This is a genomic window from Paucibacter sp. M5-1 (assembly GCF_027498415.2).
Taxonomy (GTDB): domain Bacteria; phylum Pseudomonadota; class Gammaproteobacteria; order Burkholderiales; family Burkholderiaceae_C; genus Roseateles_E.
Genome location: NZ_JAPZLM020000001.1, coordinates 1,149,476 through 1,163,772, shown reverse-complemented (window position 1 = coordinate 1,163,772; position 14,297 = coordinate 1,149,476). Strand labels below are relative to the sequence as shown.

14 protein-coding genes are annotated in these 14,297 nt (G+C 66.5%); 1 reads left to right on the top strand and 13 read right to left on the bottom strand.

The genetic code is table 11. The features are described 5' to 3' along the window. Positions 1–8: 8 nt before the first annotated feature. From O5M90_RS05345 to acnA, 10 genes are all read right to left on the bottom strand, one after another. Positions 9–698, bottom strand: a complete 690-nt coding sequence (locus O5M90_RS05345) for a CIS tube protein (protein ID WP_137942036.1) — start codon at positions 696–698, stop codon at positions 9–11. A gap of 2 nt (positions 699–700) precedes the next feature. Further along, complete coding sequence (locus tag O5M90_RS05340) at positions 701–874, bottom strand: DUF5908 family protein (protein ID WP_171018176.1); 174 nt, start codon at positions 872–874, stop codon at positions 701–703. 19 nt (positions 875–893) lie between these two features. Further along, on the bottom strand, positions 894–1,490 hold the full coding sequence (locus O5M90_RS05335) for a phage tail protein (RefSeq protein ID WP_262970493.1): 597 nt from the start codon (positions 1,488–1,490) through the stop codon (positions 894–896). A 15-nt stretch (positions 1,491–1,505) separates the two neighbouring features. Beyond that, positions 1,506–1,964: a phage tail protein gene (locus O5M90_RS05330; RefSeq protein ID WP_137942037.1), complete on the bottom strand. Its 459-nt coding sequence runs from the start codon at positions 1,962–1,964 to the stop codon at positions 1,506–1,508. 32 nt (positions 1,965–1,996) lie between these two features. Continuing rightward, positions 1,997–3,556: a phage tail sheath family protein gene (locus O5M90_RS05325; RefSeq protein WP_137942038.1), complete on the bottom strand. Its 1,560-nt coding sequence runs from the start codon at positions 3,554–3,556 to the stop codon at positions 1,997–1,999. Between the two features lie 18 nt (positions 3,557–3,574). Further along, positions 3,575–4,276, bottom strand: a complete 702-nt coding sequence (locus O5M90_RS05320; RefSeq protein WP_269840256.1) for a hypothetical protein — start codon at positions 4,274–4,276, stop codon at positions 3,575–3,577. After that, positions 4,273–4,854, bottom strand: coding sequence for a DUF4255 domain-containing protein (locus O5M90_RS05315; protein WP_269840255.1), 582 nt, complete (start codon positions 4,852–4,854; stop codon positions 4,273–4,275). The genes O5M90_RS05320 and O5M90_RS05315 overlap by 4 nt, the downstream gene beginning before the upstream one ends. A 198-nt stretch (positions 4,855–5,052) precedes the next feature. Continuing rightward, positions 5,053–5,712 (bottom strand): response regulator transcription factor, encoded by a 660-nt coding sequence (locus O5M90_RS05310; protein WP_137942041.1) that lies wholly within the window; start codon positions 5,710–5,712, stop codon positions 5,053–5,055. Then, entirely contained in the window at positions 5,709–6,416 is a 708-nt protein-coding gene (locus tag O5M90_RS05305; RefSeq protein ID WP_269840254.1) for a sensor histidine kinase, read from the bottom strand. The genes O5M90_RS05310 and O5M90_RS05305 overlap by 4 nt, the downstream gene beginning before the upstream one ends. 174 nt (positions 6,417–6,590) lie before the next feature. Beyond that, complete coding sequence (gene acnA / locus O5M90_RS05300) at positions 6,591–9,341, bottom strand: aconitate hydratase AcnA (RefSeq protein WP_269840253.1); 2,751 nt, start codon at positions 9,339–9,341, stop codon at positions 6,591–6,593. A 202-nt stretch (positions 9,342–9,543) separates the two neighbouring features. Between acnA and O5M90_RS05295 the strand changes: the two genes are divergently transcribed. Further along, complete coding sequence (locus O5M90_RS05295) at positions 9,544–10,005, top strand: hypothetical protein (RefSeq protein ID WP_269840252.1); 462 nt, start codon at positions 9,544–9,546, stop codon at positions 10,003–10,005. An 18-nt stretch (positions 10,006–10,023) separates the two neighbouring features. On the opposite strand, the gene O5M90_RS05290 is transcribed toward O5M90_RS05295, so the two are convergent. Genes O5M90_RS05290 through O5M90_RS05280 form a run of 3 tightly spaced genes read right to left on the bottom strand, consistent with a single transcriptional unit; the run spans position 10,024 to position 14,224 of the window. Further along, entirely contained in the window at positions 10,024–11,295 is a 1,272-nt protein-coding gene (locus O5M90_RS05290) for a Zn-dependent hydrolase (protein ID WP_269840251.1), read from the bottom strand. Positions 11,296–11,313: 18 nt separating this feature from the next. Beyond that, positions 11,314–12,765 (bottom strand): dihydropyrimidinase, encoded by a 1,452-nt coding sequence (hydA, locus tag O5M90_RS05285; protein WP_269840250.1) that lies wholly within the window; start codon positions 12,763–12,765, stop codon positions 11,314–11,316. 10 nt (positions 12,766–12,775) lie between these two features. Further along, positions 12,776–14,224 (bottom strand): NCS1 family nucleobase:cation symporter-1, encoded by a 1,449-nt coding sequence (locus tag O5M90_RS05280; RefSeq protein WP_269840249.1) that lies wholly within the window; start codon positions 14,222–14,224, stop codon positions 12,776–12,778. Between the last annotated feature and the right edge of the window lie 73 nt (positions 14,225–14,297).

Below are 14,297 nucleotides of genomic sequence, written 5' to 3'. Positions count from 1 at the left end.
ATCGTTCCTCAGGCCAGCGGCGGAAAGTGCAGGCGCAGGCCCGGCCGCAGGCGGCGGAACTCGCGCAGGCCGTTGAAGCGCGCGACCTCGGGGTAGTAGCGGCTGTCGCCGTAGATGCGGTGGCACAGCAGCGGCAGGGTGTCGCCTTCGCGCACCTCGACCGAATGGCTCAGGTCGGGGCTGGAGCGGTTGGCGCGGCGCTCGGCCTCGGGCGCGCTGAGAAAGCCGACGAAGTCCATCTCGGCGCTGGCGCGCAGCGGCGCGCCGCTGGGCTTGAACAGCGTGTACTGCAGGCCGATGCTGCAGAGCCGGCCGTAGAACACCATGGTGCCCCAGAGGATCTGCACATGGTTGGGCTCATGGGCCTCGCCGCGGTAGGTGTAGATCACGCGGTTCAGCGCCTCGATCTGGTCGGCCACCTCGATGGGCTGGCCCGGGCCTATCGGCACGACGCCGGTGCCGTCGAAGGTGGCGGTGAAGCTGATGTCGTCCGGGTCGATGCCGGAGAAGCGCATCGGCGAGCCGATCTGGCCGACCACGCGCTTGGTGTTGTAGCGGATGGTGCGCTGGTGGCTGAACTCGGCGGGATTGATCTGCAAGGCGTAGTTGACGCCGCGATCCACCATGATGGAGCCGGACTGGCTGACGGTGCAGCGGGTCAGGGTCAGGGCTTGCCTTTGGCCGGAGGCGGGGATCATGGCTAGCGCTCGCGTTGCTGCTGCAGCTGCTCCTGCAGCCAGGCCCGGCACTCGTTGAGGATCTCCTGTTTCAGCTCCGCCAGGGTCTCGGGGTCAAGCGCGACCTGGTCTTGCGGGCGCGCCTCGTCCGGCCCGACGCTGGACTTGATCACCATCTGCCTGACCTCTATCGTCATCGCCTCGCTCCTTGGCTGCCTACTTCATGCGCACACAGGTCTGGTAGGCCAGCTCGATCTGCTCGATCGCGACCTCGTTCTTGTCGGCATTGAAAGCCTCGATATCCCAGCCGACCGGATAGCAGTTCTCGAAGGACCAGACGCACAGCGGCTGACCCATCTCGTCGAGCAGGCTGACCTGCACCGGCTTGAGTTCGATGCGCCGGCCCAGATCGCCCTCCAGCACCTGGCGGCACCAGGCGACCAGCTCGGTGTTCTTCATCGCCAGGCCGCGCTGCAGGCGCAGCGTGCCCTGCTTGATGCCCTTGGGCAGCTGATGGATGAAGCGGTTTTCGCCGCCTTCCACCAGCGGCTCCAGCTCCATCGCCAGGCTGATGCCCGAGACCTCCTGGAAGGAGCAGTCGCCGCTGCGGCCGTCGATCTGCACCGAGAAGTAGAAGGCCACCGGCGGGTAGCTGGCCTGGCTGGCCGGCGGGTCCCAGACCGTGGTGACCGCGGCCCTTGCGGTGCCGGCTGCGGAGATGCCCAGATCCAGCCGCGGCGGCAGCTGCAGCCGTGGCCGCTGCTGCGGCGGTGGCGGCAGCGGCGGCGGCTTGGGGATGACAGGATCGCTCACGGCGCGTCACGATGATCAGGCGTTGGCAATGGTCAGGCCTTCATGCGCGATCTCTATGGTCTCGACCGCGACCTCGTTGCCTTCGGCCTTCAGATCGGTGCCGGTGATCTTGGTGGGCCAGGCGTTCGACAGGGTCCAGACCATGGTCGGCTTGCCTTCCTCGTCGAGCAGGCTGATCGTGACGGGCACGCGCTTGATGGTGTTCATCTTGATCTGGTTGAACCAGTCCCAGAACTTGTTGTCCGCCTTGAACACGCCTTTCTTCATCGTGACATTGCCGTGCTTCTTGAGCCCGGGCATCTTCAGCGACGAGAACACCGGGCTGTCGCCGTGGCGGTACTCGATCGGTTGGGCCTCGATGTCCAGCCCCGAGACCTCCTCGAAGGACATCACGTTCGCGTCCCACTTCACCTGGAAGTAGAACTTGGGCAGGGGCCAGACATTGGTCGATTGTTTGGAGCCGTCATCAGCCATATTGATCTCCGCGATTTAGTGTGGGGCGCAGCTCAGGACTTCTGCATCTGCTGCTGGAAGGTGATCTCGATGAACTCGGCCGGCCGCACCATGGCCACCAGCACGGTCACGCGCAGAATGCCCTCCAGGATGTCGTCGGGCGTCATCGTCTCGCCCAGGCCCACATGGACGCTGAAGGCGTCCTCGGGCGAGGCACCGGCTAGGCCGCCGCGCTTCCAGATGCTGGTCAGGAAGTTCTGGATCATCGATTTGATCGTGACCCAGGTATTGGCCACATTGGGCTCGAACACTAGGGCCTTGGCGGCCAGCCGGCAGCTCTCCTCCAGCATGATCATGGTGCGGCGCACGTTGATGTAGCGCCAGTCCAGGCTGTTGCCGTCCAGTGTGCGGGCACCCCAGACCAGCACGCCTTCGCCGATGAAGGCGCGGATCGCGTTGATGCTCTTGCCTTGGGTGGTGACATTGAGCTCCTCCTGGTCGACCGCCGAGACGCTGACGGTGGGCGAGATCACGCCGGCCAGGCTGACATTGGCGGGCGCCTTCCAGACACCGCGGGTGTTGTCCACCATGGTGTAGACGCCGGCCATCGCAGCGCTGGGCGGCAGCAGATTGAGCTTGCTGCGGGCCTCGGCGATGATGGTGTTGAACAGCGCGCTGGTGGCCGCCAGGGTCTTGTTCAGCAGGGTCTTGTGGGTCAGGATTGCGTCCTCGCTGAGCTGGCGCGGGTCGGCCGCCCAGTCCTTGCTGATGTCGTCGACCGCCTGGGCATGCTCCTTGAGCTTGGCCGGCGCGTTGTCGGGCAGGGTGTCGGGCAGGGCCAGGTCTTGCCGCAGCAGGGTCTTCAGCACATCGATGCTGAGGATGTTCTCGTAGCTCAGATCCTTGTCGCCAACCACCGTGGTGTTGAGCCAGGGGTAGTAGGCGGCGGCAAAGTCCAGGAAGTTGATGCCCAGATCATTGCGAAAGCGCGCCACCGGATCGCCGCCGGGATCGCTGCGCGGCTTGTCGCCGCCCCAGATGTCGAGGATGGCGACCCGGTTGCGCATCTTGTCGCCGCAGTGCGCCAGCATGGCCTGCTGCAGGTCGATACAGGCCGATTCCTCCTTGAGACGCACCGCCTCGGGGATCACCAGCATGGTCGGCTCCTGCTCCTTGAGCAGCTCGTCGATGCCGGCCTTGAACTTGTCGAGGTCCAGGTCCTGCTCATAGGTGCCGACCGAGACGATGTAGCAGGGGCCGCCGCCGTTTTGGAAGAAGTGGCGCAGCGCGCTGTAGAGAAAGTAGCTGCCGCCGTCCTTGCCGGCCGGCTGCTGCAGCACATAGCCCTTGCCGCCGGCCTTGAAGTCATCCAGTGCCGAGGGGTCGGTGTTCTCGACGATATTGAAGCGTGGCACCGGCCCGAAGCCGTAGTACTGGTGGTACTCGGCCATCGAGCTGATGCGCCAGGGCTTCATCGCCAGCGGCTTGTTGCGGTTGTCGGCGATCTGCGTGTGGCCGATGAAGGCCGGCACGGCGGTGGCCACCTCGACCACGGAGTTCGGAAAGGCGTTTTTCTCGACGATGTAAACGCCCGGAGTTTTCATCACACCCATCTGGTTCTCCTGGTTGGGTCAGCGACTGACAAAAATTTCGGTGACGGCGGTGCTGCCGCCCTGGGGCCTGAGCTCGCGCTGCAGGCCGCGCGGGGCGGCCACCGGCAGGCGCGGCATCAGCAGCTTGGGCGGCTGGCTGGCCGCATCACGCAACTGAAATCGATAGGGCGAACGCTCGGCCAGCGCCAGCGCCGAGCGCGAGCGGATCACGATGGCCGCACGGCCATCGGGCAGGGCTTCGGCGCCGGGGGCCTCGAACTGCACCTCGGCGGCGGGATCGACCAGCTGCAGGCGGTGCTCCTGCCAATCGCCCAGCAGCAGATATTTCCAGACCGTGCGGCGGGCCTGCAGCTGCAGCTCGACCGCGCCGCCGATTCCGGCGCGCCAGGCGGCTTCGTCGCGGGCCGCGTCGGTGAACAGCGGCAGCGCCAGCAGCGGCAGTGCGCCCGGCTCGGTATAGAGCTCAAAGCCGGGGTCCTCGCAGCTCAGCGTGAAGCACAGGGCCTGCGGCGCGCGCGCGGCCCACAGCAGCGCCAGCGCCGATTCGGGCGCATGCAGGGCCAGGGCGTGGCCGTTGCTACGCAGCAGCAGCTGATGGGCGCGCATCGCGGCCTGCGTGTCGGCGTCGGGCGTGAAGCGCAGGCGCCGGGCCAGGCCATCGGCGAAATAGCCGTGACGCACCCGGGCGCTGGCCAGCAGCGTGTAGCGCAGCGAGCTCATGAGGGCAGCCCGCGCGCGTCCAGCTCACGCACCAGCGGCTCGCGGGCGTCGATGTGCTGGCCGTCGACGCTGATCATCCGCACCCGGTACAGCACCGAGGGCAGGTAGCGGCCGCTGTGGATGCCCCAGAGGCTGTGCATCTCGGAGCTGCTGAGGTTCTCGATGTTCAGCACCAGCCGGTCCAGGCGCTTGTCCAGCCCCGGTGTGTTGTGCTGGTCCAGCACCGGCCGGGTCTGGAAGAAGCTGATCGCGCCGGACAGGAATTTGAGCGCTTCCGGGTAACTGGCGCCGCTGAAGTTGGCCGCGCACATCACCAGCAGGTTCAGATAGACCGGTGCCGGCATCTGCAGCTGGCCCGGCGCCAGGCCCAGGTTCTGGCCATGGCCGCTGCGGTGGGCGACGCTGTCGCGCTCGATGCCGGCCAGGAACAGCACCAGCTTGTTGGCCACCAGGGGCACCAGCGCGCCGTTTTGCTCATGCAGATTCGACAGCACGGCCAGATCCTCGCTGACCTGGAAGCGCCGGCGCAGATGTTCGTTGAGTTGCCCGGCCAACTGGCCCAGGGCGGCGTCGATCATGGTGGCTGTGTCCTTGATGTCTCTGAGTCAGAAGGTAGGTCAAGACCCGGCACCGCGCCATAGTCCGCCGGCTGAATCTGCATCAGCCTGGAGCTGATGGGGCAAACCATCAGGCCGGGGCTGCTGCCCAGGCAAGCCCATCAGGGCTGCGGGTTTGCCGCTAGGAAAAATGCTGAGGGTGGCGGCGCCGGATGGTGTTCAGCCGCGCGGCGGCTGGGCATCCAGCGAGCTCAGACCCTCGCGCAGCGCGAAGCGGGTCAGCTCGGCAATGCCCTGGATCTGCAGCTTGGCGAACACATGCTCGCGGTGTGTGGCCACGGTCTTGGCGCTCAGATGCAGCTGCTGGGCGATCTGCTGGGCCGTGTAGCCCTCGGAGAGCAGCTGCACCATCTCGCGTTCGCGCGGCGTCAGCCGGGCCAGCTCGCCGGCCTCGGCCGGCCGACGGCTGCCCTGCAGCACCAGACCGACCAGTTCGCCACTCAGATAGATCTGGTCGGCCATCACCCGGCGCACGCCGCGCGCCAGCTCGTCAAAGGAGTTCTCCTTCAGCACATAGCCGGAGGCGCCGGCCTCCAGCGCGGCCAGCACCTGCTGCGGCTGCTCATGCACCGACAGGCACAGCAGCTTGCAGCGCAGCGGCTCGGCGCGGATGCGGCGGATCGCCTCGACCCCGTTCATGCGCGGCATCGACAGATCGATCAGCACCACATCGGGCTGCAGCTCGCGGGCCTGGCGCACCAGCTCCATGCCGTCGCGCGCCTCGGCGATCACCTCGATATCGTCCTCGCGCTGCAGCAGGGCCACCAGGCCCTCGCGCACGATGCGGTGATCGTCGGCGACTATGACGCGGATAGTCATGACTCGTCCTCTTCGGGTTGGCGTGGCCAGCAGACCTGGGCATGCACGCCCTGGCCCGGTGCGGTGCGCAGGCTCAGACTCATGCCCAGCAGCCGCAGGCGCGCATGCAGGCGGGGCAGGCCATAGCCGTGGCCGGCCGCGATCGCGGCGGCCTGGGCCCGCTGGGGATCGAAGCCCAGGCCCTGGTCGCGCACGATCAGGGTCACGCCCTGGCCCTGACCCTGAGGGGCCAGCGCGATATGGATGGCAACCCCGCCGGCATGCTTGCAGGCATTGGCCAGCAGCTCGCGCCCCGCCGCCAGCAGGCCGGCGCTGACCGGCTCGGGCAGCCGGGGCAATCCCAGCGCGCAGCTGAACTGGATGCTCAGACCGGTGCGCTCGCCCAGCTGCTGCACCAGGGTCCGCAGCGCGGCCGGCAGATCATCGACCGGCTCGGGCTGCAGCAGGGTCACCGCATCCCGGGTGGCTTGCAGCGCCTGCTTGACCAGCTCGTAGGCACGCTGCTGGGCCTGCAGCGCGCGCGGCAGGTCGGGTTCGCGCGCCGCATCGAGCTGCATCAACGCCAGGCTCAGCAGCTGGGCCAGCTCATCGTGCAGGGCCTGCGCCAGCTGCCGCGCCTGCCAGCGCGCATCGACCATGCCGTCCGCCACCTCGGCAGGTGGCGATGGCACGGCTTCGAGCAAGGGGACCAGCGCGCTGGGCATGAGCAGGACTCCTCTCACATGCCGGATCTGACCTCGGGTGTCGGCCAAGACCGACCGCACCCAGACCCGGCATCCTAGGAGTCGCCGCTCGGCGGCGTCAATCTGTAAAAGCTGTCAGCGCGCCGATGGCGTTTGCCGGCCCGAAAAAACGTTCCAGTGCTTGATGGACCGGTGTCAGGCCGCCAGCAGCTGGCGCAGCACAAAGGGCAGGATGCCGCCATGGCGGTAGTAGTCGACCTCGATCGGCGTGTCGATGCGCAAGGTCAGCAGCACTTCCTGCCGGCTGCCGTCGGCGCGGGTGATCACCAGCGTCGCGTCGCGCTGGGGCGCCAGTTCGCCGGGGATCTGGATGTCGATCAGCTCGTCGCCCTTCAGGCCCAGGCTCTCCCAGCTGACGCCCGGCTTGAACTGCAGCGGCAGCACGCCCATGCCGACCAGATTGGAGCGGTGGATGCGCTCGAAGCTGCGTGCGATCACGGCCTTGATGCCCAGCAGCTGAGTGCCCTTGGCGGCCCAGTCGCGGCTGGAGCCGGTGCCGTACTCCTCGCCGCCGAAGATCACGGTGGGTGTGCCGGCGGCCATGTACTGCATCGCCGCGTCATAGATATAGGCCTGCTCGCCCGAGGGTTGCAGCAGGGTCAGGCCGCCCTCGACCCGGCTGCCGTCTTCCTTGGCCGGGATCATCAGGTTCTTGATGCGCACGTTCGCGAAGGTGCCACGCATCATCACCTCATGATTGCCGCGGCGCGAGCCATAGCTGTTGAAGTCGGCCTTGCCCACGCCCAGGCCCTGCAGATACTGGCCGGCCGGTGAGCTGTCCTTGATCGCGCCGGCCGGGGAGATGTGGTCGGTCGTGATCGAGTCGCCGAACAAGGCCATGATGCGGGCGCCCGAAACCCCTGCTGCGGTGAAGACCGGCGTCTGGGTGAAACCCTCGAAGAAGGGCGGCTGGGCGATATAGCCGCTCTTGGGCCAGGTATAGACCTGACCCGCGACCCCATCGATCTGCTGCCACAGCTTGCCGGGCTTCTTGTCCACCTGCTCGTAGTTCTCGCGGAAGGCCTTGGGGTTCATCGCGTACTTCATCAGCGCGTAGATCTCGTCGCTGCTCGGCCAGATGTCGCCGAGGAAGATGTCGCGGCCCTTCTTGCCCTTGCCTGTACTTTTTCCTAAGGGCTGGGTCATCAAGTCCACCGTCACATTGCCGGCAATCGCGTAGGCGACCACCAGCGGCGGCGAGGCCAGGAAGTTGGCCTTCAGGTTCGGATGGATGCGGGCCTCGAAATTGCGGTTGCCCGACAGCACGGCGGCGCAGATCAGGTCGTTGCTGGTGATGGTCTCGTTAAGCTCGGGGGTCAGGTCACCGGCATTGCCGATGCAGGTGGTGCAGCCATAGGCGGCCAGATTGAAGCCCAGCTTCTCCAGATAGGGCAGGAGACCGGCCTTCTCCAGGTACTCGGTGACGATGCGCGAACCCGGGGCCAGCGATGTCTTGATATGCGGCTGCACCTTCAGCCCGGCCTCGACCGCCTTCTTGGCCAAAAGGCCGGCGGCCAGCAGCACGCTGGGGTTGGAGGTGTTGGTGCAGGAGGTGATCGCGGCGATCAGCACATCGCCGTTCCTCACATCCAGGCCGCCGGTGGTCTTGAAGACCTGGCCCAGCTTCTCGGCCGGCTGGTTGAAGCCATTGGCGGCCGTGGGCTGGCTGTAGAGCTCGGTGAACTTGTCTGCCAGATCGGTGATCTCGATGCGGTCCTGCGGGCGCTTGGGGCCGGCCAGCGAGGGCACGACGGCGCCCAGGTCCAGTTTGACGACCTGGGAGTAGTCGATGTCGCCGGCGCGGGCCACACCGAACATGTCCTGCGCCTTGAAATAGGCCTCGAAGGCCTCGATCTCGGCCTTGCTGCGGCCGGTGCCGCGGAAATAGTCCAGGGTCTTGTCGTCGACCGGGAAGAAACCCATCGTCGCGCCGTACTCCGGCGCCATATTGGCAATCGTCGCGCGGTCCGGCACGGCCAGGCTCTCGGTGCCCTCGCCGAAGAACTCGACGAACTTGCCGACCACTTTCTCCTTGCGCAGGATCTCGGTGACGGTCAGCACCAGATCGGTCGCGGTGACGCCCTCGCGCAGCCGGCCCGTCAGCTCGAAGCCGACCACGTCCGGAGTCAGGAAGTAGACCGGCTGGCCCAGCATGCCGGCCTCGGCCTCGATGCCGCCGACGCCCCAGCCGACCACGCCGATGCCGTTGATCATCGTCGTGTGGCTGTCGGTGCCGACCAGGCTGTCGGGGTAGTAGACCTTCTCGCCCTTGTTGCCCGTCTTGTGCACGCCGCGCGCCAGATACTCCAGATTGACCTGGTGCACGATGCCGAAGCCCGGCGGCACGACGCCAAAGGTGTCGAAGGCCTGCATGCCCCACTTCATGAACTCGTAGCGCTCGCGGTTGCGCTCGAATTCCAGCTTCATATTCAGGTCCAGGGCGCGCTTGTTGCCGTAATGGTCGATCATCACCGAGTGGTCGACCACCAGGTCCACCGGCACCAGCGGCTCGATGCGCTTGGGGTCCAGGCCGGCAGCGGCGGCGACATTGCGCATCGCGGCCAGATCGGCCAGCAGCGGCACGCCGGTGAAGTCCTGCAGCACGACGCGGGCGACGACAAAGGGAATCTCGTCGCTGCGCTCGGCCACCGGCTGCCAGTTGGCCAGCTGTTCCACATGCTCGGGCGCGACCTTCTTGCCGTCACAGTTGCGCAGCACCGACTCCAGCACGATACGCAGCGAGATCGGCAGGCGCTTGATATTGGGGAACTTCTTGGCCAGCTTGGGCAGGGAGTAGTAGCGGCCGCTGCGCCCCGAGGGCGTGGTGAACTCGCTCAGCGTGTGGGCAAAGGCGTGTGGGGTGCTGGCGACGGGGGCTTTGGGCATGAACACTCTCCTGGCGGTTGTGGCGTGGATTCTTGGCTAAGCTGCATTGTGGCGGCAAGTGCGGCCTTAGGCACGGCCCGGGCCTCGTCCATAAGGCAGAGGTCCGGGCTTTGTCAGCGATGTTTCCGAAGGTTTCTGCTGTCATCCGCCCAGCGCCCCGGGCGTTGAGCAGTCACGCATATCTACAACAAGGAGTCCCGCGATGAAACATCTGATCCTCGCCGCCGGTCTGGCGCTCGCCGCCATTGGCAGCGCCCAGGCCGCCGATGTCGGCGTTTCCATCAGCCTGGGGCAACCCGGCTTCTATGGCCAGATCGACATCGGCAACTACCCCCGGCCGCGCGTGATCTATGCCGAGCCGGTCGTGATACACCGGGCACCCCGGATGGTTTATGAGCCGGTCTATCTGCGGGTGCCGCCCGGCCATCAGAAGAACTGGCGCAAACACTGCGGCCGCTATGAGGCCTGCGGCCGGCCGGTCTATTTCGTTCGTGACGACTGGTATCGCAACGAATACGCGCCGCGCTACCGCCGCGATCACGACCACCGCGACCGCGACCATGGTCGCGGCGACGGTCGCCGAGATGACCGCCATGACCGCCATGACGGTCGCCGCGACGACCACCCGGGCCGTGGCCACGGCAAGGGCGGCGGGCGCGACTGAGTCGGGCTGGAGCTGGCTTCAGGGCGCCAGGGCCCGCTCCAGCATCGCATGCAGCAACACATTGCAGCCGGCGGTGATGTGCTCGGGCTTGGCGTCCTCGATCTCGTTGTGGCTGATGCCGTCCTTGCAGGGGATGAAGATCATCCCGGCCGGCGCCAGCCGCGCCATATAGACGGCGTCATGGCCGGCGCCCGAGACGGTTGGCATGTTCGAGTAGCCCAGCGCCTCGGCCGCCTTGGCCACGGCCGCCACGCAATCGGCGTGGAAGGGCGCGGCCGGGTAGTGCGAGACCAGCTCGATCTGGATTGCTAAGCCGGTCTTCGCACTCAGCTCGGCCGCGGCTTTGCGGATATCGGCGTCCATCGCATCGACCAGCGCATCGGTGCTGTTGCGCATGTCCATGCTGAACTTGACCCGGCCCGGAATCACATTGCGGCTGTTCGGGTGCACCTGCACCATGCCCACCGTGCCTCGGCCGTGCGGGCCGTAGCGCAGCGCGGTGGCCACCACCTCCTGCATCAGCACCGTCGCCACCTGCAGCGCATCCTTGCGCAGCGCCATCGGTGTCGGTCCGGCATGGGCCTCCATGCCGGTGACGGTGCAGTCATACCATTTGATGCCCAGCACGCCGGTGACCACGCCTATGGTCTTGTCGTGATCCTCCAGCACCGGACCCTGCTCGATATGGGTCTCGAAATAGCTGCCGATCGCGTGGTCGCCCGGTTCCTCGGGGCCGATATAGCCGATGCGTGCCAGCTCGTCCTTGACGCTCTTGCCCTCGGTGTCGGTGGCCGCATAAGCATGCTCCAGCGTGAAGGCCTTGGCGAACACGCCCGAGCCCATCATCACCGGCACGAAGCGCGAGCCTTCCTCATTGGTCCAGAAGGCCACCTCGATCGGCGCCTCGGTTTCGATGCCGTGGTCGTTGAGCGTGCGCACCACCTCGATGCCGGCCAGCACACCGTAGTTGCCATCGAACTTGCCGCCGGTCGGTTGGGTGTCGATATGGCTGCCGGTCATCACCGGGGGCAGGGCGTTGTTGCGCCCGGGCCGGCGCATGAAGGCATTGCCGATCTTGTCGACCGTCACCGTCATGCCGGCCTCTTTGGCCCAGCCGATCACCAGGTCGCGGCCCTGTTTGTCCAATGAGGTCAGCGCCAGGCGGCAGACGCCGCCTTTCTCGGTGGCGCCGATCCGGGCCAGCTCCATCAGCGAGGCCCACAGGCGCTCGCCATTGACGCGCAGATCAGCCAGTTTCTCGGCGCCAGCGGGTTTGGTCTTCATGTCCATATCGGTACTGCTCCTTGACTAACGCGCGACGGCGCTCGGGGCCAGGTCTTGCGCCCGCGCCTTGACCGCCTGGAAATTCGGGCCGAAGGCGGGGCGCTTCAAATAGCGGCCCGCACCCTGGACCGCGCGCAACTCGCCCCGGGCATAAACCAGCTTGCCCTGGCTGATCGTGTGACTCGGGATGCCGCGCACCGTGCGACCTTCGAAGATATTGAAGTCGCCCTTGCTCAGCTGGGTCTTGGCCGAAATGGTCTTCGTGCCCTGCGGGTCCCACAGCACCAGGTCGGCATCGGCGCCTTCGCTGACCGAGCCCTTTTGCGGGTAGAGGTTGAAGAGCTTGGCGGTGTTGGCCGAGGTGATCGCGACAAACTCGCTGGGCGTCAGCCGGCCGGTGTTGACGCCGGCGTCCCAGATCACCGCCATGCGCTCTTCGATGCCACCGCAGCCGTTCGGGATCTTTGCGAAATTCTCCAGGCCGGCGGCCTTCTGTTCGGCGCAGAAGGTGCAGTGGTCGGTGGCCGTGGTGTGCAGCTGGCCGCTTTGCAGGCCGCGCCACAGGAAGTCCTGGTGGATCTTGGGGCGGAAGGGCGGGCTCATCACATGGGCCGCCGCGGTGGCGAAATCGGGGTGGCGGTAGACGCTGTCGTCGATCAGCAGATGGCCGGCCAGCACCTCGCCATAGACCCGCTGGCCGCGCGCGCGGGCGCGGGCGATGGCCTCGGCCGACTCGATGCAGGAGACATGCACGATGTAGATGGGAACGCCCAGCACATCGGCAATCGCGATCGCGCGGTTGGCCGCCTCGCCCTCGACCATGGGCGGGCGCGACAGCGGGTGGCCCTCGGGGCCGGTGATACCCATCTTGGCGACCTCCTGCTGCAGCAGGAAGACCAGCTCGCCGTTCTCCGCATGGACCGTGGGCATCGCGCCCAGCTCCAGCGAGCGCTTGAAGCTGTTCACCAGGGTCTCATCGTCGCACATGATGGCGTTCTTGTAGGCCATGAAGTGCTTGAAGCTGTTGATGCCTTCTTCCTTGACGAGCCGGCCCATCTCGGCATGGACCGACTCGCTCCACCAGGTGATGGCGACATGGAAGCCGTAGTCGGCCGCCGATTTCTCGGCCCAGCCACGCCACTGCTGGTAGGCCTCCATCAGCGGCTGCTGCGGATTCGGGATCACGAAGTCGATGATGGACGTCGTGCCCCCGGCCAGGCCTGCGGCCGTGCCGGTGAAGAAGTCATCCATCGTCACCGTGCCCATGAAGGGCAGCTGCATATGGGTGTGCGGGTCGATGCCGCCTGGCAGGATGTACTGGCCTGTGGCATCCAGGCGTTCGCAGCCCATCGGTGCTTGGGCCTGCGCGCGCGGGCCGACGGCGGCGATCTGGCCGTCAATGCAGAGCACATCGGCGGCGAACTCGCGGTCGGCATTGACCACCGTGCCGCCCCGTATCAACAGGCTGCTGCTCATGTCTTGTCTCCTAGCGCTGCTTGGGCGCCGTCAGATAGTAGTAGGCACCGGCCACGGCCAGGCTGAAGAACCAGCCGAAGTCGAACAGGCTCAGCAGCAGGGGCGGCAGGCTGTCTTTCGCAATCACGCCCGACACGGCCAGATAGCCCGGCAGGCAGGGCAGCACGCCCAGCGCGAAGGCGATCAGGGCCTGGATATTCCAGCCGCCGCTGTACTCGTAGGCACCACCGCGTGCGTAGAGATCGCCGATCTTCAGCTCGGTCTTGCGGATCAGGTAGTAGTCCACCAGCAGGATGCCGGCGATCGCGCCCAGCAAGGTGCCGTAGCCGCCCAGCCAGGTGAAGAGATAGCCGCCCGAGGTGGCCAGCAGCTTCCAGGGCATGAAGAGCAGGCCCAGCAGCGCGGCGATGATGCCGCCCATACGGAAGCTGATCTTGCTCGGCGCGACCTGGCTGAAGTCATAGGACGGCGAGACCAGATTGGCCGCCACATTGGTGGTCAGATTGGCCAGCAGGATCACCAACAGGCCGACGCCGGCGGCCACCGGGCCCATCTGCGTCAGCAGGCCGTCGGGGAAGAGCTGCGCCTTGCCGTAGAGAATCGCCGAGGCCGAGAAGCCGATCACGCCGACCATCGAGAACAGCGCCATCGGGATCGGCAGGCCGATGGCCTGGCCCAGCACCTGATCCTTCTGGCTCTTCGCGAAGCGGGTGAAGTCGGGGATGTTCAGCGCCAGCGTGGCCCAGAAACCGACCAGGCCGGTCAGCGCGGCCCAGGTCTTGGGCCCGCCCTCGACCACCTTGGCCGGCAGCGCGAACAGCTGGCCGGCCGGCACCTTCATCAGGAGCACGACGACCAGCAGCAGCGAGGCCGCGATCATCAGCGGCGCGGCGATCACCTCCAGCTTGCGGATCGACTCCGGACCCTTCCAGATGAACCAGATGTGCAGGGCCCAGAAGGCCAGGAAGCAGGCAAACTGCGAGCTGCTGATGGTCTCGCCGGCGGCCGGGCCGGCCAGATTCATGCCCAGCACATTCAAAAAGCCATGCAGTGCCAGCGCGCCGAAATAGCAGTTGATCGAGAACCAGCCGCAGGCCACCAGGCCGCGCAGCACGGCCGGCAGGTTCGCGCCCTTGACACCGAAGGAGGCGCGGGCCAGCACCGGGAAGGGAATGCCGTGCTTGGGCCCGACCCGGCCGATCAGCACCATCGGGATCAGCACGATCAGATTGGCGACAAAGACCAGCCATACCGCCATCTGCCAGGAGAAGCCCTGGTCCAGCATCGAGCTGGCCATCGTGTAGGTCGGCACGCAGACCACCATGCCCACCCACAGCGCCGCATAGTCCTTCCAGGCCCAGGTACGGTGGGCGGCCGGGGTCGGCAGCAGATCGTCATTGGCCAGCGGATTGCCGGCCGAGGTGGGCGCGCCCTTGATGGCGCTGGTGCTGGTGCTCATGCGTTTCTCTCCTCTAGGATTCGGTCTTGTGAAGGGAGCAATCTTTGTGCCTATGTTTGTGCCAATAGGTGGC